The sequence below is a fragment of the Mucilaginibacter sp. SG538B genome, from assembly GCF_013376065.1.
GTDB lineage: Bacteria > Bacteroidota > Bacteroidia > Sphingobacteriales > Sphingobacteriaceae > Mucilaginibacter > Mucilaginibacter rubeus.
This window is the reverse complement of sequence record NZ_JABMJI010000001.1, coordinates 208,903-233,908: the sequence shown is the minus strand read 5'-3', so window position 1 is coordinate 233,908 and position 25,006 is coordinate 208,903. Positions and strand designations below refer to the sequence as shown.

The following is a 25,006-nucleotide window of genomic DNA, read 5'->3' as shown; positions in this document are numbered from 1 at the left end:
CGTGATGCCGACCTTGTTTCGGCACCCCACAGGACAAGTAGCCGATTTGCTCAGCGCGATTGCTTAGCGAGTGGGGTGTTGAAACAACATGACAAACAAAAAAGGGGGCACCGGGCAAAGCCTTGCTGCAGCGATGGATGACATATCTTTGAGCCCCCCTAAATAAAAGAAGCCCCGGAACAATTAATGCTCCGGGGCTTCTTTATAATATCAAATCGATTTTATCAAATCGCCTCCAACTCCAACACTACACTGGTGTGATAAGCGCTGTTTCCGGGATTAATACCCACATTCATCAGGAAATCGCCGGTAAAAGTTAAATCCTCTTTGCCTAAAACCGAACCCGCGCCCGGATAAAGGTTAATCTCTTTTACACGGTATTTTTTATTAGGGTCGAGGCCTTTTAGGCGTACAGGCACTTTGGTACCCGAGCCGTACCGGTTATTCACCAGGTAGTTAAACATTACTGCCTTTGATTTATCGTCGTTTACATACATGATAGATGCCGCGTCGTTATCCCATGGCGAAGCTAAGCGGTACTGGTCGCCGTGCCAGATCACATCTTTTAATGCATCATAATTTTTCAACGCCGACTGACAGAAACTCAGCTCGCTTTCACTTAATTTGCCTATCACAATATCAAAACCCATTTTACCCATCATGGCCACATCCACACGGTATTTGATGGGTTGTTTGCCCCAATCGGTAACATGGTTTGAGCTGGTGATAGCCGGGTAGAAGAATGAATACTCCCACTGGATAAATACACGTTCCAGCGGATCAGTGTTATCGCTTGGCCAAAACTCTGTAAAGTATTGCAGTGCACCATAGTCAACACGGCCGCCGCCGCCCGAGCAAAGCATCAGAGGCACTTTAGGATATTTGGCACGAACGCGTTTCAATACATTGTATAAACCATTCACATAATCAACATAAATGTGCGACTGGTCTTTTTTCAGGTATGCTGAATACGCGTTATAGATTACCGCGTTACAGTCCCATTTGATATAAGCCAAATCAGGATTTTTGGTGAACAGACCGTCAACCACGCCAAATACAAAATCCTGCACTTTAGGGTTAGCCAGATCAAGCACCAACTGGTTACGGAAGTATTTTTCAGGACGGTTGGGCTGTTTAATCACCCAATCAGGATGGGCTTTGTACAGGTCGCTGGCAGGGTTAACCATTTCCGGTTCAATCCAGATGCCGAATTTTACTCCGTTGGCCTGCGCTTCTTTCACGAGCGAACTGATGCCATTTGGAAGCTTTTGTTTATTTTCCTGCCAATCGCCCAAACCTGCATTATCGCCGTTACGCGGGTGGCTGTTGCCAAACCAACCGTCATCCAACAAAAACAAGTCGACGCCCAGCTTTTTGGTATCTTTTAGCAGGCCGGCAAGTTTGCTCTCGTTAAAATCAAAATAGGTTGATTCCCAGTTATTGAGCAAGGTAAGCCTTGAGCCGTTACCGTCAACAATTTTGTATTGGCGTGCCCAACTTTGCAGCTTGCGGCTGGCGTCGCCCTTACCATGATCAGAGTAAGTGTAAAGGAAAGCTGGCGTAGTAAATTCAACACCTGGTTTTAAATGATATTCGGAAGCGGCATTGTTAATCCCTGCAATAATTTTCAGGTTATTGGCTACATCCAGCTCAAAATCAACCCTGAAATTACCCGACCATTCCATAGCGCCATAAAGCACTTTGCCTTCGTCCTCAGTAGCAGGTTTATCCATCGATATGGCAAACATCGAATGCTCATACAAGTTGGCACGGGTACCCAGTTTGCTATCGATAGTTTTGATCCCGTGAGTTAAGCGGGCTTCTTCGGGCTGCATTTCCATAGCCCAGTTGCCATGGTATTGCTTCAGCCAAAAACCGCCGGTAGTATTACCCTTCAGGTTTAAGTTAGCCGACGCATATTTATCAAGCGTTACTATCCCCTTTTCGTTATGTTTAATAACCGACCATTGCTCGGTAACATCCTCTTTAAAATAGGTTTTGTAGTATAGCTTTACTTCAAAATCATAAGCAGGATCTTTCATGGTAACCACCAGTAATGAAATATCATCACTTACCTTGCTCACCATATGGCTTACATAGGTCAGGTTCAATGATTTATTGCCATCGGCATGGGTAACTGTAATAGCCGGCTCACCCAGACTGGCTGAGCCTGATGGTGTGTAAGCATCGTTTTGTACGCCCGAATCATCGGCTTGTTTGTACATTTTTGAGATGCCTGCATACTCGGCTGTATTGGCAAGCTTTGCACCCAGGTACACCATGTTGAGGTGTTTTTCGGCATCGGTTTGTAATACAATAGCATTGTGCTGTGTTTCAACAGGGATGGTTACATCCTGCGCTGCTGCCCTGCCGGCCAACAGCATTGAGCCTGCGAAAAGCAGGCCCAGTGGTAAAGTTTTTCTTTGAGTAGTTCTCACGTGTGATTTTTTGGTTTAACCGGCTGCTTCGGTAATTTGGTTTATCATGTTTTGATGTATCCTTGCTCCAAAGTGCCCGGCATCAAGTTTCAGAACCTCGGTAAAGGCCTTTTGTGCCTGCTCGAAATCACGTAAACCGAGGTATCCCAGTCCCTGTAAAAAGTAGCAATGCACGCGGTTCCTTACCTGCAGATCATCTTCAAAAATGAGCAAATTTGGCAGCGAGACGGCAAAGTAATCAATTTTTACGTTATCATCCATGTGCCCGATACCATAATTAAGCAGTTTTTTGAAGATTCGTTCGGCCGATGTACTGTCACCCAGACATTTTTTAGCTAAACCCTGATAAAAGATCTTATCAGGCTGCTGATCGTTATAAAAAACAGCAGCTGTCGGGTCTTCCAAACCTATGGCTGCCTGCTCAAAATAAGCCTTTGCCTGTTCAGTTTGCTGCAGGCCTTCATGGGCCTGGCCCAGCCAGTAAAAGATATCATTTTCCTGTGTGCCGAATAGTTTACCCTCGCCTAAATTATGTGGGTAGGTTTGTGCCTGTGTTAACTGTTCAATGGCTTCATTGTATTTGCCATCGCGGATGTTTTGCTTGGCCAATTCAACCAAAGCTGCAACATATTGCCCCGAAGCTTTGCCTTCGCCGCCCTCCCATGGGTGGAATGTTCTTTGCATCACCTGTTCAAACGCGGTTTGGTACTCGCCTAAAAAGTTATACAGCGTTGCACGCTCTAAATAAACATCATCACGAAGTTTGGCAGTCTCCAGATTAGCTTCAACAAAATTCAGTCGTGCTTCTGCAGAATAGTTCAGCTTTTTGTAAAGCTGGTCAAGTTCCATCAGTACACGGGCATCTGTTCTATCCAGCGCGAAGGCTTTTTCAAAACAAATTAAAGCTTTTGCCGGGTCATTACGTTTATTATAATAGGCTATACCCAGATTCCTGAATACTGTTGGGAAAGTATCATCAAGCTCTGCCGATGTTTCCCAGGTCGCGATGGCATCATCATACTGCAGTTTGTCATAAAACAGGTTACCTAAATAATAAGGTGCTTTGGCATCGGTGGGCACAAGCTCAGCGGCCAGTTTCAGTATGCTGATCTCTTCCAGCCTATCGGGGAAGCACAGGTACGAATCGGCAGCTGAGGCCTGTTTAAAATATGCAGAAGCCTGTTCATTATTGCCTAACCTGTACGCAAAGTAGCCCAGGTAATAATACACCATCGGACTGGTAGCATCACCGTTCACCGCATAATTCAACAAATCTGCAGCTTCCTGGTACAGGCCGGCATTGGCGTAATCAAGCGCGTATTCAATGTAATTTTGGTAATAACCGCGCGATAGTTTAATGAGTTCATTAAGGGTGACAGTGCCTTTTTCTTCATCACCCAAAGCTTTGTAAGCATAAACCAGCTCAAACAGAGCGCCCAGGTTAAACGCATCCCTTTTTATTGCCGCTGTAGCTACCTCGACAGCATCTTCAAAACGCCCGAGCTTACGGAAAGCCGCCGAGCGCAAAACATAGGCTTTACTGTTATTGGCATTTCTATCTAATGACGACAGCGAGTGATCAAGCGCCAGTTCGTAATCGCCGTTTTCAAGGTCTATCTGCGCTACCGAAAAATAGCCGCTATCTTTCCAGGCATTGCTCCAGGTGGCTTTGTAAAATGCTTTGTAAGCATCCTCTTTTTTGCCGAGGAATTTCAACGCCAAACCTAAATTGTAATAACACTCGCTATCATAAGGATTAGGGTTACGCTGGGTGATGGTTTCAACCGCCTTGCGGAAATAAGGTTCGCTTTTAGCAAACTGTCCGCGGCGCAGGTACCACAAGCCTAAAGCATTATTATTGCGGATGTCTTTCGGGTCACGGCGCAGGGCTTCCTCATAGTAAGGAACCGGGCTATAAGTAGCATGACGGTACTGCTCCAGGTGCTGGCCCGTTAAAAACAACTGCTCGTTATTTTCCACATCGGCAGGCAGCAGGGCCGGTTTAGCAGCTTCAGGAATGTTGTTAAGCTTATTGCTTGATGCATCGTATTTGATCAATTCTTTGCCTGCTTCAGAATGTACGGTAAGCAGTAAAAGATTTTCGTTGATATCTTTAATGGCTATCTCGCGGGTATAAACCTGTTCTGGTACAATGCAAACTTTTTCGCTCAACAATATTTTGCCATCATGCTGCAGTTTGATGTTCAGGTTGTTTTGCTCGCCGGTTACGTAAACTTTCAATAGTAGTTTGCCATCTTTATAATCAAGTGCCAGCAGGATATCTTTGGTAGCATTTTTTACTACGCCAAGCTCGCGGTATGGCATAAAGTATTGGGTAAAATGCTTTTCCTCGTGCGGCATCAGCCAGGTAAAATCGGGTTGGTTATCGGTAAACATACCTGTCATGAGCTCAATGTACGGGCCATCCTCGTCGGTTAGGTTCCTGTCCCAGGCCAGGCCGAAATCGCTGTGGCCCCAGGTCCACTGTTTTTTGCCGGGCGATACATGATGATTGGCTACATGCAGCAAACCAGCCTGACTGTCATGCTCATATCCGCCCACAAAATCGTAATTGGAGTTGATAGCCATGTACGACGTTGGCACCGGGATATTTTTATACCTTGAGATATCTGTACCCGGCGAATAATCAACTTTATAGTAAGTACCCGTAGCTATCGGGAATGTTGATACGTCGCGCTTACCATGGTCAAACACCGCGTTCACATCCGGCGGAAAAACCGACTGGTAATCGTCATTAACTTTCACCGCCGGGTTAGCCCACCATAAAAAAGTTTGCGGCAGGGCCGAGCGGTTATAGAGCTTCGCTTTTATTTCGATGTAAGCCTTATCCGGGTGCAGCGTAAAACCGGCCATACCTTTGGTATGGAACATGCGCTCCACTTCATTAACCCAAACGGTTTTGCTGCCATCGGCATTTTCTTCAATTTTATAATCAACCGGTTCAAAAGTGCTTGGGCGATGGTGCTGTGGCCAGTTAAATTCAATACCGCCCGAAATCCAGGGGCCGGTTAACCCTACCAGTGCCGGCTTAATCACCTGGTTATAATAGATGAAATGACGGCCCCTGATTTTGTCATAAGCCATCTGGATACGGCCGCCAAGCTCGGGCAGGATGAGTACTTTGAGGTATTTATTTTCGAGGTAAAGGCCTGCGTATTCTTTATCTTCTTTTTCGTCGTAAATTTTTTCGATAACCGGGTTAGGGTACACCTTGCCGCTGCTACCCTGGTAAACGCGCTTTTCAAAAAACATGGGGTTTTTATCGGGCTTCCCTATACCGTAGGTTGGGATAACTACCTTCTCTTCCCAAACATTTACATACAAATTATTCATGTGGCTTATGATTATTAATGTCTTATTAAATTTTCTTCTAACTCTTCAAGGGTTTGGCCTTTGGTTTCTCTCACTTTTTTAAGCACAAACAAAAAGCCTAAAAAGCAGATCACCGCGTACATATAAAATGGCCCGTAAGTGCCCAGCACCTTAGCCAGTATAGGGAAGGTGAACACCAATATAAAATAGGCAGCCCATAACGATACAATGGCCACTGTTGATGCAGCGCCACGGATCTTATTAGGGAAGATCTCTGAAATAAGTACCCAGGTTATAGGTGCAAGTGAAAGCGCGTAAGTGCTGATGGCCAGCAACACAAATATGGATACCAGCCCGGCCGCCAGGTGATTTTGCAGCAGGTAAGCCAATACAATATAAAATATGGATAAGCCCAATGAACCAATGAGCATCAATGGCTTACGGCCGAGCTTATCAACCTGCCACATAGCCAGCAGGGTAAAAACCAGGTTAACAATACCAATAGAAACAGTTTCAAACAGCTGCTGGTTTAAGCTTGAACCCACCGAGGCAAAAATGGTTGAAGTATAGTTAAACACCACATTGATGCCACAAAACTGTTGAAACACAGCCAGCGTAATACCTATCAATACGGCAGGGCGTACGCTTTTTTCAAATACGGCGCGGTACGATTGCTTTTTTGCGCCGGTAAGCGATTTTTCAATAGCCTGCTGTGTTGAAGTCACAAACTCTTCGGAGCCTATTTTGTAAAGTACCTTTTCGGCATCAGCGTGCCGACCGGCCTTGATCAGCCACCGGGGGCTTTCGGGCAGGGCTATAACCCCTAATAAAAATACCGCGGCAGGTACCGTGCCCAAACCAAACATCCAGCGCCAGGCATTATCGCCGCTGTCGGCCAAAAAATAGTTGCACAGGTTGGTGATCAGGATGCCCAATACCACGGTAAGCTGGTTGATAGCTACATTGCGCCCGCGCACCTGTGCCGGGGAAATTTCGGCAATGTACATGGGGCAAAGCATTGATGCCATCCCTACCCCTATGCCCGCTGCAAAACGCAGAATGATAAAATAAGTGAGCCCGGTTGAAAAGGCAATACCCAGTGACGATACCGCGAAAATAAACGCCGCAACCATGAGACCGGGTTTACGGCCGTATTTTTCGGCAATGCGGCCGGCTATGATACAGCCCACGATACAGCCCAGCGCCAGGGAACCGGTAAGGAAGCCCTCCCAAACAGGGTCAAGCGCAAACTCCTTGCGGAGGAACGGCAGCGCACCCGATATTACGGCAAAATCAAAGCCGAACAGGTAACCGCCCAGTGCCGATATAAAGGAGATCCCTATAATATAGCCGCTGTTAAATTTTACTTCTTTTTTAAAATCGATGGTCATTTGATATTGGTTAGTTTCTTCTCTCTGTATAAATTTACTTTAATTAAAGTCCGTTATTAAACAAGCTTTGGGCCTTCTGCCTTTTGCTTTTAGCTTCATATGGTGCCAAACTTGTATAAAATACTTTGATTGTATACATCGCCTGCCCGTAATACAGCCTGCGGAAAATCAGGATGATTGATGCTATCCGGATAATGCTGACACTCCAGGCACAACGCATCAAAAGGTTTCGCCCCCTGGCCAGTATGTATAGGCGTAGTGCTGCTTAAATAATCACCGGTGTACAGGAACACGCCGGGATAATCCGTATAAACTTTAAGGGCACGGCCCGATGCTTCGTCGGTTAAAAGAGCGGCATAAGTTAAGCCGTTCTCCCTGGCTCCAGTGTTGATAATGTAAAACAGGTTAAGGCCCTCAACACGGTTTTCATCTATATTAAATTTATCGCCCAGCTTGTTATTATTGAAAGCCTTTTGCCCGGCTGGTATAATTGCCCCGCTCGGCGTATAATCTTCGTGCAAATCCACAATACTATCCGACAGCAGGGTAAGTTTGTGGTTATAGATCTTACTTTTAAATGCCGATAAATTAAAGTAAGCGTGATTGGTAAAATTTGCTATCGTAGCTTTGTCGGTAGTAGCTTTATAATTGATCAGCAACTCATTATCATTGCTCCAGGTATAGATAACCATAAGCTCCAACTTACCGGGATAACCCCCATCGCCATCAGGGCTGGTCAGGGTCATCATTACGCCATTATCAAAAGCTTCGGCAGTAAACACCCTATAGTTAAAACCGCTTTTACCGGCATGGTTGGAATTTTTACCTTCATTGGCATCCAGGTGAAAAGTTTCGCCTTCGAGCTGAAATTTCACCCTGCTGATACGGTTGGCGTACCGGCCTATGGTTGAGCCGATGTAGCAGCTATCGGTTAAATACCCGTTCAGGTCAGGAAAACCAACCACCACGTTTTCAAAGTGCTGCAGCCTGTCGGGCACCACAACTGATACAATGGCCGCGCCGTAATTGGTAAGTTCAACATAGGCCCCGCTCTCGTTTTCAATTTTGAAAAGATAAACGTTATGACCGTTATGCTGCCCCCATAAACGGGTTGTGGTGTTAACAGCCATGTACGTTCAGATATTTAAATTGTTTGTTCATAAGTTATCAGCTTCATTAAACAGCCAGGTAATTTGCCTGACTTGTTTTAGCCCTAATTGGTTTTGGTAAACCTACTATGAAACAGGTGTTAAAAAAATGGATATTCTTTAAAAAGTGATGGATAATACTATCATTTGCCGGCAGGTATTAAAATCTTGCCGGGATAAAAAAAATAAATACCTTTAATCGCCAGTTATACAGCAACGTTATGAATGTGATAGCCGAACCTAAAAAACGGATCAAAGAAGGCTTTATCGGTCAAAAAATGATCGTATTGCCACCAAACATAAAAAAAGCCATCACCAGCAATGCTTTGATCAAAGGCTTTTACCTTACCGCTATAGGCTATTACCCAAAGGCGGCCTTTCATGACCGTGAACGCCGTACAGGCAGCAACGAATATATTTTTCTTTATTGCGTTGATGGAGAAGGCTATGTTTATTTAGGGGGCCAGGACCACACCCTTAAACCCAATACTTTTTTCATTATCCCCCGTAACGTGGCACATCGTTATAAAAGCTCGGAAACCAATCCCTGGAGCATTTACTGGGTGCACTTCAGCGGGCTAAATTCGCACCTGATCTATGAGCGCTCGCTCGAAAACGGGCAGCCTGCGGTACAATCCGTTCCCTACGACAGCAGCCGGATCAAGCTGTACGAGCAGATCTATGCCGTGCTTGAACACAGCTATCATGAAAAAGAAATGGAGATCGTTAACATCAACCTGCTCAATTTTATCTCCTCGCTGGTGTATTATAAGCAAACCAACCCGGTTGATTATGATAACGATTTTGTGAGCAACTCCATCGCTTATATGAAAAAACACATTAGTCAAAAGTTTGAAGTGATGCATTTGGCGAAACAGCAGGGAATTTCGTCATCACATTATTTGCGGCTGTTTAAACAAAAAACAGGCTCATCACCTATTAACTATTTTAACCTGCTCAAGATTCAAACCTCCTGCCAGTACCTGTACTTTACCGACAGGAGCATTAAGGAAATTTGCTCAGAACTGGGCTTTGACGACCCTTATTATTTTTCAAGGCTATTTACCAAGCTGATTGGCATGTCGCCGTCAAAGTACAGAAAAACACATAAGCGATAGGCCGACGCAGGTTCGGGTTAAAGCCGGTGGCGAGAAATGCCAGGGAATAAAACAGATGACTTAGTTACTCCTCATCCTTTCACTCTCCTCTTTTGAACCGCTTTCCGGTTTCCCCCGGTTTGCCGGTCTTGTACTACCAAACGACTTTGAATAAGTAAGTTTAATTACCGGGAAACGTCTGGTTTCGGTATTGACAAGTACGTTGCTCTTTATGTCAAAAGCCTCACGTGTAAGTGTGCCGTACCGCACATGGATCTGTGCGGCACTAAACACATCGGCCACTGATAACTGCAGGCTGCCCCCGTTATTTTTCAGCTCTTTTTTGATCCCGGCATTGATCACCCCAAAACCATCAGCCCTCGTTGTGCCATTGTATGACAGGGAATTGTACTGCCCCGATACCTCTGCCGACAAGCTGCGGGGCAGCTTAAACAACTGGTTAAAATTAAAGGAACATCCGAAGTACGATTTGGTTAATGGATGTAACGTATAATCCTCCTTAAACTGCCTTAGGCCGCCAACAAAGCTATAGGTCATCTCCCACCAGTTACTTACTTTAAACGGCGCATTGGCCTGCAAGGTAAAGTAGTTTTGATACGGCAGATTTTGTGGCGAAATGAACAAAATATCGTGCGCGGGGCTTTCGCTGAGCTGATAGCGGGCTATGGCATTATCATCCCGGCTGTAAAGCAGGGAAAAGCTATAGTCGCCATAGTTATAGCCCAGTTTTATATTATTGGTGATGGTTGGTTTAAGAAAAGGATTGCCGGTGTAAACCGCCGTAGGGTCACTGTATGCAAAGTATGAGGCCAGGTCGTCATATGATGGGCGGCTGATCCTTTTGGTATAGGATAGCTGCAGTTCGGACCGGTTGTTCAGCTTTTTGGTAAACAGCACTGTGGGGAACAGTTTTCCAAGTTTACGGTCTACAATGTTGCCGCCGGTTTGTGGGTTATCCATATTGGTATAGGAATATTCATAACGTACTCCTGTGTTAAGGCTTATGTTTTTACCAAGCTGCCAGTTTAGGGACAGATAAGCCGCGCCAATATCTTCCTTCATGTAAATGTTCGCGGCGGTCTGCATATTGCGTTCCCAGGCCCCATTGTTAAAACTTTCGATACCTGAAGAGCTTGAACTGCCGGTATGCGTTCCTTTAATACCTGTTTCCAGTTTTAGTAAGGGTGATGGCTGGTTGGTATAATCGGCTTTAAACACGCTTACGTTGATGGCCGTATTGGCAAATCCGCGTTGCCTTTGCGCGCTTACACTGTTGTTGGCGTACACCTGCTCACCGTATTTGTTTACAAAGGAAGTATTAACTTCGCTTGGACTGTTATTTCCATAATGGATATAATCGGCTTCCATGCTTATCTTCTCCCCTTCCTTCAGCACATGTTCAATATTGAGCGAGCTGGTGAGGTTATCCCAGCGCCCGTTCCCGTCAATATGCCCAATGTACCTGAGCAATGAATCGGGCAGGATCTTATAGCCCGCGTTACTGTAGGTATAAGTGGGCGAATGGCTGTTGTTATAGCTCAGGTTAACGCTTATGGTAGTTTTAGGATCCAGCTTAATATCAGTACCCAGCGTGGCATTGTGATTATTGCTGATCCTTTTAGTTTTTGTGTAAAACTCTACCTCGGCATTGCCTCCGATAAAAGGCATGTACTGACTTCCGGTAATAAAAAGATCGGTATAGGTCCGGTCGTGCTGAAACGTGTAGGAGCCGTACAGATTGATATTTTTAGTATTATTACTGAGGTTGATGCCAGCAGTGCCTTTCTCGCCCATGCCGTAACCGCCGGTTAAGGAATAGGAGCCGTTTGTTCCCTGCTTTTTGCTTTTCTTCATTACAATATTGATGATGCCGGCACTGCCTTCAGCATCGTATTCGGCGGGCGGGGTGCTCAGCAGTTCTATTTTTTCAATATTATCGGCACTGGTACCGTTAAGCAAATTCATGACCTGGGTAAGCGGCATACGCACCAGGTTCCCGTTGATCATTACTGTAGCCCCGCTTTTACCGTTCAGGGCAATACCATTATCCCGGTGATCGATAGTTACGCCCGGCGAACGTTCCAGCACCTGCAGGGCCGTACTGCCTTTGGTAAGCACGCTGCTTTCAACATTTACCACTAAACCATCGCTGCGCTGCTGGTACAATGGCTTATTTGCCCGCACTACCACCTCGCCCAATTGCCGGGTGTCCTCCTTCATCACAATAACAGCAAGATATTTTGCATCCTTGTTCCCACTGATTTCAAAAGGCGATGAAAACCAGGTTTGATAGCCGATACTGCTTAACCGCAGCCGGTAATTTCCGGAAGGGGCATCCGCGATATTATAGCCTCCTTGTTCATTGGTAAGTATACTTTTAACTGATGAAGAATCTGTAGTTCTGACAAGCGATACAGTGACATATGGCAAGGGCTGGCTGCCGGCCGTGGTAACCCTGCCCGACACCTGGGCTTTTATCACTTGTACCAGGCAAACAAGTAACAGGCTGATGCATAAAGTTTTCATGTGGCGTGTGTAACCTTTTTGGTGGTTATGCCGGCAAATAAAAACAGTGCTTTAAACTTTAAAAAACATGAATGATGAGTGACATCAGATAATTGATGAGATACACAGAAGCGGGTTAATGGGTTTAAACCAAAACTATATTGCCTTTTTTACGGCTTATAAGTTAAAGCCTGCATTTGGTCAATTATTTGTGCAGGTTGATACAATAACGAAATATAAATCAGTGCAATTGCTGTATCTTTAGGTAGGATGTTGGAACGCGCTGGGCCTCAGGGTCCTCTGCGAGAGACCCTGACGGGACGGGAGCATGACACCCGTTTTTTAATCGTGTCATGGGTAGGCTGTCGAAGTGCGCGCAGAGGCCGCGTTAGGGATTGCAGTGTAAAGCCCACAGCGCGGGTAGGGTTGCGGGCAGACAAAGCGAGGACTTGTAACGGAAAGCCCGGGCCACAGGCAACGCCCATGTTTATAAAAACGACTAACTAATATAATTAATAATCAACAACTTACGACAACCCTATTACAAAAAACGAAGACAAACGACCAAAGAGATCTCATTAACCTCCACTCAGGGTCTCTCTTCCTCGGCGAGAGACCCTGAGTGGACAGGGAAATATATTTGGTGTAGAGGAGTATCCTGAGCCTGTCGAAGAATGTGCGCAGCGGCCCTGCCCGCCATGCTTCGAGAGCCTCAGCATGACACCTGTTTTTTATTATTATGATATTTAATATGAACAGTTTATCCGTTGATACATTAAACCAAAACTGGCTGTTTAAATACAAGCTGTACCACATCCCGTTTTGGTGCGTGTACCATTATTTTTGGTTCACCATAGCGGTGGCTAACCCTGTAGCAGCGGCCAAATCCATGTTTTTTTCGGCTTATAGTGTCAAGATCCTGGCGTATGTAGTTTTCCAGGCGCTGGCGGTATATTTTAACCTTTACTTTTTAATGCCGCGGTTTATGAAAAAAGAGCGGCTTACCCAATATGTAATTTATCTTTCGCTAACCATCATCGGCACATCATCACTTATTAACGGCGGCTATTATTTAAGTGCTTTTTTTGCAGGCTGCTCAGTAAAAAAAATGTTTGGCGTTGATCCGGGCGATTTCATGAGTTTCTATAATACTTCCTTCCCCTCTACCGTAGCCAGCATGACTTTGGGTATGAGTATCAAACTCACCAAAAACTGGCTGCAAACCCAGCACCGCCAGCAGCTGCTCGAAAAAGAGAAACTGGAAACCGAACTTAAATTCCTGAAATACCAGTTTAACCCGCATTTTCTGTTCAATAGCATCAACTCTATATTTTTCCTGATCCATAAAAACCCCGGTATGGCATCGGCATCACTCGCCAAATTTTCTGAATTGCTGCGGTACCAGTTGTACGAGTGTAACGACCAGCAGATCTCTTTAGGAAAAGAGCTTAGCTATCTCCAAAACTTTATCGAGCTGGAAAAGCTTCGGCAAAATAATAATGTGCATGTTACCTTTGAAGCAGATGAGCCCATGGCTGGTCATTTAGGCATAGCCCCCTTTATATTGATGACCTTTGTAGAAAACGCGTTTAAGCATGTATCCAAAGACGCGGAACACCCTAACTGGATTGCGATTAGATTGGGACTGAAAAACGATCAGCTCGATTTTTACATTGCCAACAGCACATCAAACGACCCCGAAACCGCGGTTGTGAACTATGGGGGTATTGGCCTGAAAAATGTAAAGCGCCGGCTCGACCTGATTTACCCCGACCTTCATAAGCTGGAGATCCAAAATACCGGAGACCGCTTTGAGGTACACCTGCAATTAACTTTAACCGAACTGGAACAATCATCCGCAACCTTTCAAATGGCCTCACTATGATGAACTGTGTAATAATAGATGATGAGCCCTTAGCCCGCGAAGGATTAGCCAGCTATGTACGCGAGGTTGATTTTTTGAATTTAACCGGCACCTGCGAAAACCCGCTCGAACTGATCAAGCTACTTGATCACCAGGCTATCGACCTGATATTTCTGGATATCCAGATGCCGAAGATGAACGGCATTGATTTTTTAAAGATCATGCAGAAACCGCCGATGGTGATAATCACCACAGCCTACCCAAGCTATGCATTAGAGGGCTTCCAGCTCAATGTGCTCGATTACCTGCTGAAGCCGATCACATTCGACCGATTTTTTAAATCGGCCAATAAAGCTAAAGATTATTACCGCCTGCTCAACAATTGGGTCCAGCCCGGTGCACCAAAAACGGAAGCGGATGAAGGCTACTTCTTTATCAAATGCGGTAATAAATACGAAAAGATTTACTTTGATGAGATCCTGTACGTGGAGGGGATGCAAAATTACGTTACTATATTTACTCCCAAAGGCAAATATATCACGCTGCTTAACCTCAAAAGCCTTGAACAAAATTTAGATAGCAAGCTCTTTATCCGCGTACATAAATCATACATCGTATCAACCGGCAAAATTGATGGTATTGAGGGGAATGATATTTTTATCGGTCAGCACCGCATCCCCATCAGCCGCAATTACCGCGAGCAGGTGATCCGGCAGGTTGTCGCCAATAAACTATGGGATAAAATAAAATTTTCGTGATATATTTATATATCGTTTTTAACCTTTATCCTGCTTAAGCCATGGCCAAAAACACCAACAAAACCACGGAAACCGCAGCAAGCGTAAGCGATTTCATCAATACCATTGCCGACGAAACCAAACGGGCCGACAGCTTTAAGCTCACCGCGTTGATGGAAGAAGCCAGCGGCCACAAAGCAAAAATGTGGGGCCCGGCCATTGTAGGCTTTGGCAGCTATCATTACAAATATGAAAGTGGCCGCGAAGGTGATGCCCCGCTTATAGCTTTCTCGCCCCGTAAAAGTTCTTTAACACTCTATCTTCCAGGCTTTGAGAGCAAGGAACAATTGCTGCAGAAATTAGGTAAGCACAAGCAAAGCGGCGGCTGTACGCATATTGTTAAACTGACCGATGTAGATAATACTGTGCTCAGGCAATTGCTCGACGAATCATTTAAACAGGCGGAAACAACGCATTGCAAGTAATGGCAGCATTAGCTTACCATTACTATACTTTTAATCCTTAATACATCTTACCGAATAGCCATAGTATTTCGGACTGTTATGCCGTTCAAAATAGCCTTTAACATAAAGGTCCATATACCAGGCATTTGAAGCTCCGTTGGCTGTTGTGCTCCAGAAATAGGCATCATAAGTTAAGCTGGCAAATACTCCTTGAAACGAATCGAAAATACGTCCGCCTCCCGGCAATGCGGTAAACAATGTACTATTGGTAGCACCCGTATTGGCAGACCAATGTGCAGTGCCCTGCTCCTGGATCTTTTTCCCATCTTCGCGGTCGCCGCCTAAATAATTATACAAGGTTGTCCATTCGGCATCGGTTGGGATATGAAAACCCTTCGGCGCAAGTTTTTTTGTATTGGTAACTGCATACCAGTTATACAATTTGCCATAAGTAGCCGCTATAGAAGCATCATTTTTATAGTTGCAATAAGCGCCGGTGGTAAGTCCTTTCCAGGTATTATCTTCGGTTACGTTTGGTATGGCCGTACCATCATTATAATGGGTAACTTTCAAATTTTCAATCATCCAGGTTTGCGTACCTATAGTGATTGTTTTATAAACATTACCATCCACATCGGTAACCGTTCCGGTTAAAGCGCGGTCTTCCACAGTTAAAACAGCCGTTATACTTCCCGATGTATAATTGCCATTAGCAGCCTGAGTTGCGGTTATAGTTGTTTGTCCTTTTGCTTTAATAGTGATGATATTGCCGCTTATAGCAGCCACGCCTGTATTGCTGCTGGCATAAGTAAAAGCCCCGGCACTTGTACTGCCCGGTGCAGTTATAGTAAAAGGTGCATCTCCAACTCGTTTATCGGGCAATACAAAACTATAAAGGTTAGGGGCAATCGGTCCGGCTGTAACAGTTAAAGTGGCCTTGGTCGAGTCGGCGCTATAGGTGGCAGTAGCCCTTTGTATGGCGGTAATTACCGTAGTGCCGGCGGCCTTAATGGTTACCATATTGCCGGTAACATAAGCCACAGCTGTATTGCTGCTTTTATAAGTAAACAACCCCGTGCTGTTACTGGTTGGGTTGGTTATAATAAAAGTGGGGTCACCAACCTTTTTAGCGGGAAGAGTAAGCGCTCCCAAAGTAGGCTTTAAACCCGTTACGGTGAAATTTGCGGTGATAGAATCTGTTTTGAAGTTGATTGTGGCTGCCTGTACAGCTACAATTGAAGCCCGCCCGGCCCCCACTATAGTCACTTTATTGCCTGATACCGTAGCTACAACCGGGTTATTAGTTTTAAATGTAAAAGCCCCCGTACTCTTACTTTTAGGGTTTACGAGCGTGAATACCGCATCGCCTATTTTTTTATCTGCAATGGTAAAATCAGTAAGGGTTGGCGATGACAGGCCTACCGTGAAAGTAGTTTTAACAGAATCGGCCAGGAAAGCTTTTGTCGCGGCCTGGTGCGCCGTGATTACCGAAGCCCCTGAACTTTTAACGGTTATAGTTTCGCCGCTAACAGTTGCGACTTTGGTGTTACTGCTGGTATAAGTTATGGCGCCATCGCTGGTGCTTTTAGGAGCGGTTATTTTGAAAGCTGGATCGCCAAATTCTTTTGAAGGGATAGCAAAATCGCCGAAAGTAGGTGCTACAGGTGCGGGCGGAGTAACTTTATCATTTTTACTACAACCGATAGCAAATGCTATTAATATGACAAGGCAGGTTTTTAAGGTTTTCATTAACAATATTTTGCGGCGAATATAAATATTACCAACGGGTTATTTTTATTAATTTAATATTAAATAACTATCCCACTACTGTGCCAAATTTCTCACTAATCTCCCCAGCACCTTAAAACTCTCTTCAACCACCCCGTCAAAAGCTAAACCAAAACTAATGCGGATAAAATTGGTAAACCGCCCGTCAACACTAAAGATCTGGCCGGGAGCTATGCTAATGTTTTGCTCTATTGCCAATTGATACAGTTCAAAGGCATTTACCTTTTTATCCAGCTCGACCCAAAGCGCATAGCCGCCCTGCGGCCTGCTGATCTTTGTACCTGCCGGGAAGTGTGTTGCGATAGCCTGTGTATACCGCAGGCATTGGGTATATAACGCCTTCCGCAAATGCCTCATGTGCAGGTCATAGCGCCCGGTTTCAAAAAAATGACCAATGGCTGCCTGTGTAGGTGTGGCCGAGGCTATGGAATGCATCATTTTAATATTCAGCACCTGTTCTTTAAACCTGCCCGGAATGCACCAGCCTACCCGGTAACCGGGCGCTATTGATTTGGATACCGATGAACAAAGGATTACCCAGCCATCCTTATCATAACTTTTGCAGGTGCGCGGACGGCTTTTTCCAAAATAGATCTCACCATAAATATCATCCTCAATTAAGGGAACTTGCTTTTCAGCAAGCAGGCGCACCAGTTGCTGCTTACGCTCATCGGGCATGCAAACCCCTATCGGGTTACTAAAATTGGTAACAAACAGGCATACTTTTACTGGCACTTCATTCATAGCCCGTTCCAGATATTCCAGGTCGAGGCCGGTATCGGGGCTAACCGGAATTTCCAATACTTTCAAATCCAGACTAAGCATTACATTGAAAATCCCGAAATAGGTAGGGCTTTCAATGGCAATGGTATCGCCGGGCTTGGTGAGCGCCCTTAAGCAAAATATCAAAGCTTCCAGGCAGCCCTGCGTTGTGATCACATCCTCTCCGGTAATATTACCACCCCAGTTAAAGGCGTTTTTAGCCACCTGTTTGCGCAAAGCGATGTTACCCTGCGGGTTTTCATAAGTGATATTACCTGATGGACTATTGCGGATAGATTCCATCATGGATTTACTGAGCTTGGCCAGCGGGATCAGGCTGAGCGGCGGCGATGAGCGCGAGAGCTGCAAAACGCTGTCTTCCGACATGTTACGGTAAACCATCGCAATCATTTCAGCAACGCTGGCCTGTTTAACCTTTTTAAGCGGAGGTTTGGTTTCGGGCACGCTGGTAAAACGGGCAGGCAGGTATTTTACATAGTAGCCCGATTTGGTACGTGCCTCTATCAACCCCAGGTTCTCTAACTCAACATAAGCTTTATAAGCCGTACTCATGCTGATGCCCTGCTCCTGGCTCAGCGCCCTTACCGACGGTAGTTTATCGCCGGGTTTGAGCAGGTTTTGTTTAATCTGCTTTTCAATGCGGGCGGCTATCTGCGCATATAAAAAATCGTTGTCTGTATTGAGTACCGGGCTTTCCATACAAAATCTGTTATGCTCAAAATTAACAAAACTGCATCTGTTTTGCCATTGTCGGATGTTTTTATTTTGTATTGATCAAATAATTAAGCACATGGAACTACAGGTTATCGATTATCAGCCACAACATGCCCCCTACTTTGAAAAGTTTAACAAAGCTTGGCTTGAAGAGTATTTTACCGTTGAGCCTTTTGATAAATGGGTACTGGAAAACCCCGACGAGGCTATCATTAAAACAGGCGGCAGCATTTACTTTGTCACTTCGAACCAAAAAATTATTGGCACAGTAGCATTGCGATATATGGAAGACGGCGTTTACGAGCTTACCAAAATGGCGGTTGATAAAGACAGCCGCGGGGCTGGCGCCGGTCAGTTTCTATGTCAAACCGGTATTGATAAAGCGCGTGAACTGGGTGTAAAAAAGCTGGTACTGTTTTCGAACAGGGTGCTTGAAAACGCCATCCACATTTACCGCAAACTGGGCTTTACCGAAATCCCGGTTGAGCCCGGCACCTACAAACGCGCGGATATCATGATGGAAATAAATTTTATAAATAACTAACAGCCTTCAATTTTTTGTAGAGACGCATCACATGCGTCTTTCAACGGACAAGCCCCTTAGCATACGAGAGACGCATGTGATGCGTCTCTACACCGAAAATCAAATTATCCAATCTATCTCAACTTTATGAAAAATATACTAAGCGAACAGGAAGTACAGCAACTAAGGGCCGAAACCCGGGGCACAACAAAAACCATCCACTTTAATAATGCGGGCTCATCCCTGCATCCCGATGTGGTGGTTGATACGGTGATAGATTACCTGTACGAAGAAGCGCAAAACGGCGGCTACGAAACCGAGTACACATACCGCGAAGAGCTTGAAAACACCTACAACCTCATAGCCCGGCTCATCAATGCCCATAAGGATGAAATTGCCGTAGTAGAGAACGCCAGCATCGGCTGGTGGCTTGCCTTTAACGGCATTGATTTTAAACCCGGCGATGAGATCATTACCTGCGAAATGGAATATGTAACCAACCTGATAGGTTTGCTGCACGCTAAAAAAACCCTGGGTGTTGAGTTTAAAGTAATCCCCAATGATGAGCAGGGTAATTTCCGGCTGCAGGCTTTGGAAGATGCTATTTCTGACCGGACAAAGCTGATAGCCGTAACCCACATCCCCTCAACCGCAGGGGGTATGATCCCGGTAGCAGAGATAGGCAAAATAGCGCGCAAACACAATATTTTGTACCTGCTTGATGCCTGCCAAAGCGTGGGCCATGTGCCGCTGGATGTGCAGGAAATAGGCTGCGATATGCTGGCAGTAACCGGCAGGAAGTATTTGCGGGCGCCGAGGGGTACCGGCTTTCTGTATGTCCGCAAAGAAATTCAGGATAAGCTGAAGCTGTTTTTCCTGGATGGCTTCACTACCCAATGGGTAACCGAAACTGATTTTAAACCGCGCAATGATGCCCGCCGTTTTGAAGTGTATGAGAAAAGTAGAGCCTTAACGCTTGGCCTTGGCAAGGCGGTTGAATATGCACTCAACATAGGCATTGAGCGTACCTGGCAGCGGGTGCAATATTTAGCCGGCTTACTACGTGAAAAGCTAAAAAATATTAACGGCGTAACCGTTCATGATTTTGGCGATGAGTTATGCGGCATCGTAACTTTTTCGGTAGATGGCATGGAGGCCGCAACGGTAAAAAACAAGCTGGCCGAAAAGCACATCAACGTATCAGTTGGCAAGGCGGTTTCAACCCTCATTTATATGAACAAAAACAAACTGGGCAATATCGTAAGAGCTTCAGTACATTATTATAATACCGGGGAAGAGATTGATATCTTATGCGGAGTTTTAGAGGAGTTGGTTAGAGTGAGTGTTTAACATTCGCACTATTGAGCGCCCCGCTATTGTTGGTGTTGTCACCAACAATAGCGGGTTATAGTTCAAGCGAAAAACGCTTAAACTTGCTTGATAAAAGTTGTCAACAAAACAGCTGCATCTATTGATGTTTTGTAATTTTTGAGCGCAAACTCGGCCTCATAAAAGTCGTTGTCGCTATAAAAAGCAGAGTATATTTATATTAGTGCCATAAATCATTGGCCATTGAAAGCAATCCGCGATAAAGCAGGTGAATTTTTACTTGGGTTACAGGATGTACGGGAAGATATTTTATGTACGCCTGCCCAGTTTTCTGAATATACCGTTTACCTCGTTCCTGAAGGGTCGGGTATTTTCCACGCAGATTTTGGGGCATTCCCTTTTACAGGCCCGGTGTTGTTGTTTTCGACCCCGCTGCAGATTATTTATGTAGATGAGTGCCGCGCCATAAAAAGCAATATCTTACAATTTCACAGTGATTTTTATTGTATCGAGTACCACCGCGAAGAGGTAGCCTGCAACGGGTTATTATTTAACAACATCTATATTGATCCAATAGTTGTGCTTACCCCGCAGGATGTAAAAGTGTTTGAGCTGTTACTGATGCAGATGGACGACGAATTTATGCAGCCGCAACCATCCGAAATTGTATTGCGGGCCTACCTGCAGCTTTTTTTGGCCAAGGCCAGCAGCATAAAAATAAATAGCATCAGTACCGGTGAGGATAAACCCCAAAAAGATGAAATAATGGAAAAGTTCCGGACGTTGCTTAACCAGCATTATCTTGACCTGCATAAACCATCAGATTATGCCTCGTTACTCGCTATATCTTCTGATAATTTAACCCGGCGTTGTGCCAAATACTTCCACAAATCACCATCACAGCTTATCCAGGAACGGCTTATCCTCGAAGCAAAGAAACAGCTCCATTTAACCCGGCAAAGCGTCAAAGAAATTGCCTATAACCTTAAATTCCAGGATGAGTTTTATTTTAGCCGGGTATTTAAAAAGTTCACCAAAGTATCGCCCCAAACTTTTCGCGATAAAACAGGCATCTCCATCGTCGCGGATTTGTACAAATAAAACCCCGTTTCGTCCATGTTTGCGGGGCTCATAGCGTTGTAGTTTTGCTTTATCAAAAAACAACAACATGAAAACTTCAATCATAAACACCATAGCAGGCCTTGATCAGCTTGGTAAAAAAGCAGTCCGTTTCGGAATCGTAGTCGTATTCCTTTGGATAGGCGGGCTAAAATTTTTCACTTACGAAGCCGATGGCGTTGTACCCTTTGTGGCCAACAGTCCGGTGATGTCATTCTTTTACAATCACCCAACCGAATATAAAAAACACATCAATAAAGAAGGCGAACTGATTGCTGCCAACCACCAATGGCATATCGAAAACAACACTTACGGCTTTTCTGTTGGCCTGGGTATTTTCCTGGTAACACTGGGCATACTGGTTGCGCTTTATAAAGTTGCACCAATACCAAGTATGATTGCCAGTATCCTGGTATTTATCATGACTTTGGGCACGCTTTCCTTCCTGGTAACTACGCCCGAAAGCTGGGTACCACATTTAACCGATAACCAATGGGGCTTCCCATACCTGTCAGGCCGCGGTCGTTTGGTTATTAAAGATATTGTGATCCTTGGCGGTGCTATCATGACTATGAGCGAAACCGCGCAACTTTATCTTAAACGTAAAACAACAAGTAAATAATCTTAAACCATAATATAATCATGAAAACTATAAATGTTCCCACCCGCGAACAGGTAAGTGCCGAAGCGCAGGTAATGTTTGATACGTTCACAAAACGTGTTGGTAAAGTGCCTAACCTTTATGCCACTATGGGTTATTCGGCACCTGCACTTAAAATGTTTATGGATATGGAGGATGACATGAGCAAAAGCGTGTTTACCCCCAAAGAAAGGGAAGCTATTGCCCTCATTGTTTCTGAGCTAAACGGTTGTGCCTATTGCTTAGCAGGTCATAGTATGCTGGCCATGAAACGCGGTTTTACTAAAGAACAAACCCTGGATATCAGGAGAGGCCATACAGCTGATGACAGATTGAATGCCATTATCGGTTTAGCCAAATCAATTGTTGAAAATAAAGGTAAAGGCGATGAAACCTTACTAAATAACTTTTTCGAAGCCGGTTTTGATGAAGCCGCTTTGATGGATCTTATTGCCTTTATTACCATACGTGTGTATACTAATTACGTATTTGCCAACACCGAAGTTCCAATAGATTTTCCCGCCGCCGAGCCTCTTAACTAATAGCTAAACATATCATCATGAAAACCACAGAAGAAGTAAAAGGCCAGTTAGCCAATAAGTTTTTAACAGGACTAAAAAATCGTGATTGGGAGCTCATGCGCCCGGCCCTTGCCAATGATGTGACGTGGACCCTGCCGGGAACAAGTTTGCTTTCGGGTCCTGCTGTTGGTGCCGATGCCGTGATTAAACGTGCCGGTCAGCTGCGTGATTTTGGGGTAATGGTTCAATTAAACCACATTCTATACGGATTGGATAGTGTAGCCCTGTCGCTTCACAATACTGCCAGCCGTGGCGATTTGATACTGGATGAGCAGGTAGCCATAGTTTGCGATATTACTGATAATAAGATTAGCCGGATAACTACCCATTTGAGTGATATTGAAGGGATCAATAAGTTTTTTATTGAAGGGGTGATTTAACGTCATACAGCATATCATAAACTCATTTTACGTTCCATCAGGGTCTCTCGTAGAGGACCCTGATGTCTTCGCAACGCAAGTACGCCTGTTTGGCGCATGTTATATTATAGTCTCCCGTCACAGTCAGGAACATCCGGGTCCTCTACGAGAGACCCCGATGGACAGGAGCCTGGGCTTGCTTCGTGCCTCGCAAATGACGCTTTTTTTTGAGTTGCATCTACGTTATCTTTGGGCCTAATCCCTGCAATACACATGAAATATTTCATTGTCCTTTTATTTATCTTTTTCATTGGCCAACACAGCTTTGCACAAACTCACAAAGAGCAAATTGCGGCCTTCAGGCAAAATTATAAGGATGATTTTTTAAAAGATCCGCGATCGCCGCTTAAACAGGATGACCTGCAATTTCTAAGGTTTTATGATGCCGACAGTACCTACCGCGTAACTGCTAAAGCTGAATTATTGACTAATCAACCGGCTTTTATAATACCAACCTTCAGCGGTGCAGGCAGCCAGTATGTGCGTTATGCCCAACTTTCGTTTACGCTAAAGGGTAAACCAATGCAGTTAACCATTTACAAAAGCATCGCCCTGTCGCAAAACCCTGCCTTCAGCAATTACCTGTTCCTGCCTTTTACTGATGCTACAAACGGCTCTGAAACCTATGGCGGAGGCCGCTATATCGACCTTACCACCAAAGACATTAAAAACGGCTCGATTGTTATAGATTTCAATAAAGCCTACAACCCATACTGCGCTTTCAGCAGCGGCTATTCATGCCCCAAACCTCCCGACGAAAACCGGGTTGATATGGCTGTTGAAGCAGGTGAAAAAAACTTTGGGAAAGGGCATTGATCTAAATCTGCATTAAACAAGCACATTAAATATTTTTTACCTTACAAAAATACCGGCATCTATGTGCGCCCCCGGTGATGAAGATGAAAGGTTCAGGTAATCTTTTGGTATGCCTTTGGTTTGCACTTCGCTCAGGGTTACTTTTCCAACTTTTTGGATACTCTGTTCTATAGGCTTATTTAGCCGGTCTGGCTTTACGTCCTCTTCGTTAAAGCCCAAATAAAAAGCGTTTTCGGAGATAAGCGAATTGGCAAACTTATAGTTAGCATGCGCACCACGGTAACCTATCCAAAAATAATTGCAATTGGTAACGATATTATCACTGAACGTAAACGGCATATTGGAACTCTGGCCGTAGCCGTACCAAACAGCACCTTCATAGGCCCCGTAAATAATAGAATGAGTGAGTGAAAAATCCCTGATCCCGAGGAACACCATAACGGCGTTTTTTACCCCATAAAATATACAATGGTCCACGCGGATACCGGCACCCTGGGCAAAAACCCCTCCTTGTATAGGTGCAGAATTCTTTTCCCCGATAAAATAACACTGGGAAATTTCCAGCCCGGTCAATGTGCTGTCCCTCCTTTCTATAACGTAATAATACTCTGATGCGGGGTTTGGGTTACCGGTGAACTTAAGTCCTTTAATTACTACATGATTCCGCGCTACCTGGAAAGCGGAACTGGCATGCTTTAATTTACCAGCCCTGTTGGAATCGGCCACGCATTGGATAACCGGCATTTTGGCCGGTGCCCAGTCCGGATCACCGGGCATGACCATCGCTTCGAAAGTGTATTTTGAAGCAACCTGCCGGTTACTTTCATCACGAATAGCCAATGCACTTTTAATGGTATAAAGGCCGGGCGCAATCTTAATGGTAATGGGCTCTTCACCGCTAAACGTATTTGCCTTGATAACCGCTTTTTCAAGGCTTGCCAGCGGTTCACTTTGCGTACCCGGGGCATCATCCCTACCCTGGCTTACATCTACATATAGTGTTTGTGCGTTCAGCGAAATGCTCCAAATCAATAATATTATAAAGCTTAAGAATTTTAACGCTATAGGTTTCATAAGTTCAATTACAAGGCATGCTGCCTGTTAAACAAATGTAAAAGAGCAGAAGGAGCCCTCATATTCATAACAGGTTCAAGTTTGTTCAAGTTTCATCACGCCGGAATCAAAAATATAATCAAACATTACCTCTGAAAACAAAAAGCAGCCCGGCGGTTAAAATAAGCTTTCAAAGTCTGTGGTTACCGGTCTGATAGTTTCAGGTTGTAAGGAAATAAAAAC

At 44.8% G+C, this 25,006-nt stretch carries 19 protein-coding genes; 11 read left to right on the top strand and 8 right to left on the bottom strand.

Going from position 1 to position 25,006, the window contains the following annotated elements; all coding sequences use genetic code 11:
• Positions 1 to 224 precede the first annotated feature (224 nt).
• The 4 genes from FHW88_RS00845 to FHW88_RS00830 form a co-directional block, all read right to left on the bottom strand.
• Complete coding sequence (locus FHW88_RS00845) at positions 225 to 2,438, bottom strand: alpha-galactosidase (RefSeq protein ID WP_317171292.1); 2,214 nt, start codon at positions 2,436 to 2,438, stop codon at positions 225 to 227.
• Positions 2,439 to 2,453: 15 nt separating this feature from the next.
• Entirely contained in the window at positions 2,454 to 5,792 is a 3,339-nt protein-coding gene (locus tag FHW88_RS00840; RefSeq protein WP_176622421.1) for a DUF5107 domain-containing protein, read from the bottom strand.
• Between the two features lie 14 nt (positions 5,793 to 5,806).
• Positions 5,807 to 7,192, bottom strand: a complete 1,386-nt coding sequence (locus FHW88_RS00835) for a sugar porter family MFS transporter (protein WP_317171347.1) — start codon at positions 7,190 to 7,192, stop codon at positions 5,807 to 5,809.
• Between the two features lie 65 nt (positions 7,193 to 7,257).
• Positions 7,258 to 8,292: an aldose epimerase family protein gene (locus tag FHW88_RS00830; protein WP_176622417.1), complete on the bottom strand. Its 1,035-nt coding sequence runs from the start codon at positions 8,290 to 8,292 to the stop codon at positions 7,258 to 7,260.
• 239 nt (positions 8,293 to 8,531) lie between these two features.
• Between FHW88_RS00830 and FHW88_RS00825 the strand changes: the two genes are divergently transcribed.
• Positions 8,532 to 9,428, top strand: coding sequence for an AraC family transcriptional regulator (locus tag FHW88_RS00825; RefSeq protein WP_176622416.1), 897 nt, complete (start codon positions 8,532 to 8,534; stop codon positions 9,426 to 9,428).
• A 60-nt stretch (positions 9,429 to 9,488) separates the two neighbouring features.
• On the opposite strand, the gene FHW88_RS00820 is transcribed toward FHW88_RS00825, so the two are convergent.
• Positions 9,489 to 11,954 (bottom strand): TonB-dependent receptor domain-containing protein, encoded by a 2,466-nt coding sequence (locus tag FHW88_RS00820; protein WP_176622414.1) that lies wholly within the window; start codon positions 11,952 to 11,954, stop codon positions 9,489 to 9,491.
• 730 nt (positions 11,955 to 12,684) lie between these two features.
• On the opposite strand from FHW88_RS00820, the gene FHW88_RS00815 reads away from it, so the two are divergent.
• The 3 genes from FHW88_RS00815 to FHW88_RS00805 are packed head-to-tail and all read left to right on the top strand — an operon-like array spanning position 12,685 to position 15,019.
• On the top strand, positions 12,685 to 13,818 hold the full coding sequence (locus FHW88_RS00815) for a sensor histidine kinase (RefSeq protein WP_176622412.1): 1,134 nt from the start codon (positions 12,685 to 12,687) through the stop codon (positions 13,816 to 13,818).
• Positions 13,815 to 14,555: a LytR/AlgR family response regulator transcription factor gene (locus tag FHW88_RS00810; RefSeq protein ID WP_176622410.1), complete on the top strand. Its 741-nt coding sequence runs from the start codon at positions 13,815 to 13,817 to the stop codon at positions 14,553 to 14,555. The genes FHW88_RS00815 and FHW88_RS00810 overlap by 4 nt, the downstream gene beginning before the upstream one ends.
• Positions 14,556 to 14,596: 41 nt before the next feature.
• On the top strand, positions 14,597 to 15,019 hold the full coding sequence (locus FHW88_RS00805) for a DUF1801 domain-containing protein (protein ID WP_176622408.1): 423 nt from the start codon (positions 14,597 to 14,599) through the stop codon (positions 15,017 to 15,019).
• A gap of 30 nt (positions 15,020 to 15,049) precedes the next feature.
• Here the strand turns inward: FHW88_RS00805 and FHW88_RS00800 are convergent, their stop codons facing one another.
• Complete coding sequence (locus FHW88_RS00800) at positions 15,050 to 16,747, bottom strand: fibrobacter succinogenes major paralogous domain-containing protein (RefSeq protein ID WP_176622406.1); 1,698 nt, start codon at positions 16,745 to 16,747, stop codon at positions 15,050 to 15,052.
• 75 nt (positions 16,748 to 16,822) lie between these two features.
• The gene (locus tag FHW88_RS00795; protein ID WP_176622405.1) at positions 16,823 to 18,268 is read right to left on the bottom strand and encodes a PLP-dependent aminotransferase family protein; all 1,446 of its coding nucleotides are present in this window, start codon (positions 18,266 to 18,268) and stop codon (positions 16,823 to 16,825) included.
• A gap of 91 nt (positions 18,269 to 18,359) precedes the next feature.
• Here FHW88_RS00795 and FHW88_RS00790 point away from each other — a divergent pair, with 91 nt between their 5' ends.
• From FHW88_RS00790 to FHW88_RS00760, 7 genes are all read left to right on the top strand, one after another.
• Positions 18,360 to 18,827 carry a GNAT family N-acetyltransferase gene (locus tag FHW88_RS00790; RefSeq protein ID WP_176622403.1) on the top strand — a complete coding sequence of 156 codons (468 nt, stop codon included), beginning with the start codon at positions 18,360 to 18,362 and terminating at the stop codon, positions 18,825 to 18,827.
• Positions 18,828 to 18,953: 126 nt separating this feature from the next.
• On the top strand, positions 18,954 to 20,156 hold the full coding sequence (locus FHW88_RS00785) for an aminotransferase class V-fold PLP-dependent enzyme (RefSeq protein ID WP_176622401.1): 1,203 nt from the start codon (positions 18,954 to 18,956) through the stop codon (positions 20,154 to 20,156).
• A gap of 222 nt (positions 20,157 to 20,378) precedes the next feature.
• Positions 20,379 to 21,236, top strand: coding sequence for a helix-turn-helix domain-containing protein (locus FHW88_RS00780; protein ID WP_176622399.1), 858 nt, complete (start codon positions 20,379 to 20,381; stop codon positions 21,234 to 21,236).
• A gap of 67 nt (positions 21,237 to 21,303) precedes the next feature.
• Positions 21,304 to 21,876, top strand: coding sequence for a DUF417 family protein (locus FHW88_RS00775; protein ID WP_176622397.1), 573 nt, complete (start codon positions 21,304 to 21,306; stop codon positions 21,874 to 21,876).
• A 20-nt stretch (positions 21,877 to 21,896) separates the two neighbouring features.
• The gene (locus FHW88_RS00770; RefSeq protein WP_176622395.1) at positions 21,897 to 22,436 is read left to right on the top strand and encodes a carboxymuconolactone decarboxylase family protein; all 540 of its coding nucleotides are present in this window, start codon (positions 21,897 to 21,899) and stop codon (positions 22,434 to 22,436) included.
• 17 nt (positions 22,437 to 22,453) lie between these two features.
• On the top strand, positions 22,454 to 22,855 hold the full coding sequence (locus FHW88_RS00765; RefSeq protein ID WP_217633221.1) for a nuclear transport factor 2 family protein: 402 nt from the start codon (positions 22,454 to 22,456) through the stop codon (positions 22,853 to 22,855).
• Between the two features lie 252 nt (positions 22,856 to 23,107).
• Positions 23,108 to 23,710: a DUF1684 domain-containing protein gene (locus FHW88_RS00760; protein WP_176622393.1), complete on the top strand. Its 603-nt coding sequence runs from the start codon at positions 23,108 to 23,110 to the stop codon at positions 23,708 to 23,710.
• A 36-nt stretch (positions 23,711 to 23,746) separates the two neighbouring features.
• On the opposite strand, the gene FHW88_RS00755 is transcribed toward FHW88_RS00760, so the two are convergent.
• Positions 23,747 to 24,784, bottom strand: coding sequence for a hypothetical protein (locus FHW88_RS00755; protein WP_176622391.1), 1,038 nt, complete (start codon positions 24,782 to 24,784; stop codon positions 23,747 to 23,749).
• Positions 24,785 to 25,006: the final 222 nt, after the last annotated feature.

What these genes read in the sequence shown, in the direction of transcription:
- FHW88_RS00760 (WP_176622393.1), top strand. Translation starts at nt 23,108, where the DNA reads ATGAAATATTTCATTGTCCTTTTATTTATCTTTTTCATTGGCCAACAC.
- FHW88_RS00805 (WP_176622408.1), top strand. Translation starts at nt 14,597, where the DNA reads ATGGCCAAAAACACCAACAAAACCACGGAAACCGCAGCAAGCGTAAGC.
- FHW88_RS00800 (WP_176622406.1), bottom strand. Translation starts at nt 16,747, where the DNA reads ATGAAAACCTTAAAAACCTGCCTTGTCATATTAATAGCATTTGCTATC.
- FHW88_RS00795 (WP_176622405.1), bottom strand. Translation starts at nt 18,268, where the DNA reads ATGGAAAGCCCGGTACTCAATACAGACAACGATTTTTTATATGCGCAG.
- FHW88_RS00810 (WP_176622410.1), top strand. Translation starts at nt 13,815, where the DNA reads ATGATGAACTGTGTAATAATAGATGATGAGCCCTTAGCCCGCGAAGGA.
- FHW88_RS00770 (WP_176622395.1), top strand. Translation starts at nt 21,897, where the DNA reads ATGAAAACTATAAATGTTCCCACCCGCGAACAGGTAAGTGCCGAAGCG.
- FHW88_RS00790 (WP_176622403.1), top strand. Translation starts at nt 18,360, where the DNA reads ATGGAACTACAGGTTATCGATTATCAGCCACAACATGCCCCCTACTTT.
- FHW88_RS00825 (WP_176622416.1), top strand. Translation starts at nt 8,532, where the DNA reads ATGAATGTGATAGCCGAACCTAAAAAACGGATCAAAGAAGGCTTTATC.
- FHW88_RS00785 (WP_176622401.1), top strand. Translation starts at nt 18,954, where the DNA reads ATGAAAAATATACTAAGCGAACAGGAAGTACAGCAACTAAGGGCCGAA.
- FHW88_RS00830 (WP_176622417.1), bottom strand. Translation starts at nt 8,292, where the DNA reads ATGGCTGTTAACACCACAACCCGTTTATGGGGGCAGCATAACGGTCAT.
- FHW88_RS00840 (WP_176622421.1), bottom strand. Translation starts at nt 5,792, where the DNA reads ATGAATAATTTGTATGTAAATGTTTGGGAAGAGAAGGTAGTTATCCCA.
- FHW88_RS00775 (WP_176622397.1), top strand. Translation starts at nt 21,304, where the DNA reads ATGAAAACTTCAATCATAAACACCATAGCAGGCCTTGATCAGCTTGGT.
- FHW88_RS00765 (WP_217633221.1), top strand. Translation starts at nt 22,454, where the DNA reads ATGAAAACCACAGAAGAAGTAAAAGGCCAGTTAGCCAATAAGTTTTTA.
- FHW88_RS00815 (WP_176622412.1), top strand. Translation starts at nt 12,685, where the DNA reads ATGAACAGTTTATCCGTTGATACATTAAACCAAAACTGGCTGTTTAAA.
- FHW88_RS00820 (WP_176622414.1), bottom strand. Translation starts at nt 11,954, where the DNA reads ATGAAAACTTTATGCATCAGCCTGTTACTTGTTTGCCTGGTACAAGTG.
- FHW88_RS00755 (WP_176622391.1), bottom strand. Translation starts at nt 24,784, where the DNA reads ATGAAACCTATAGCGTTAAAATTCTTAAGCTTTATAATATTATTGATT.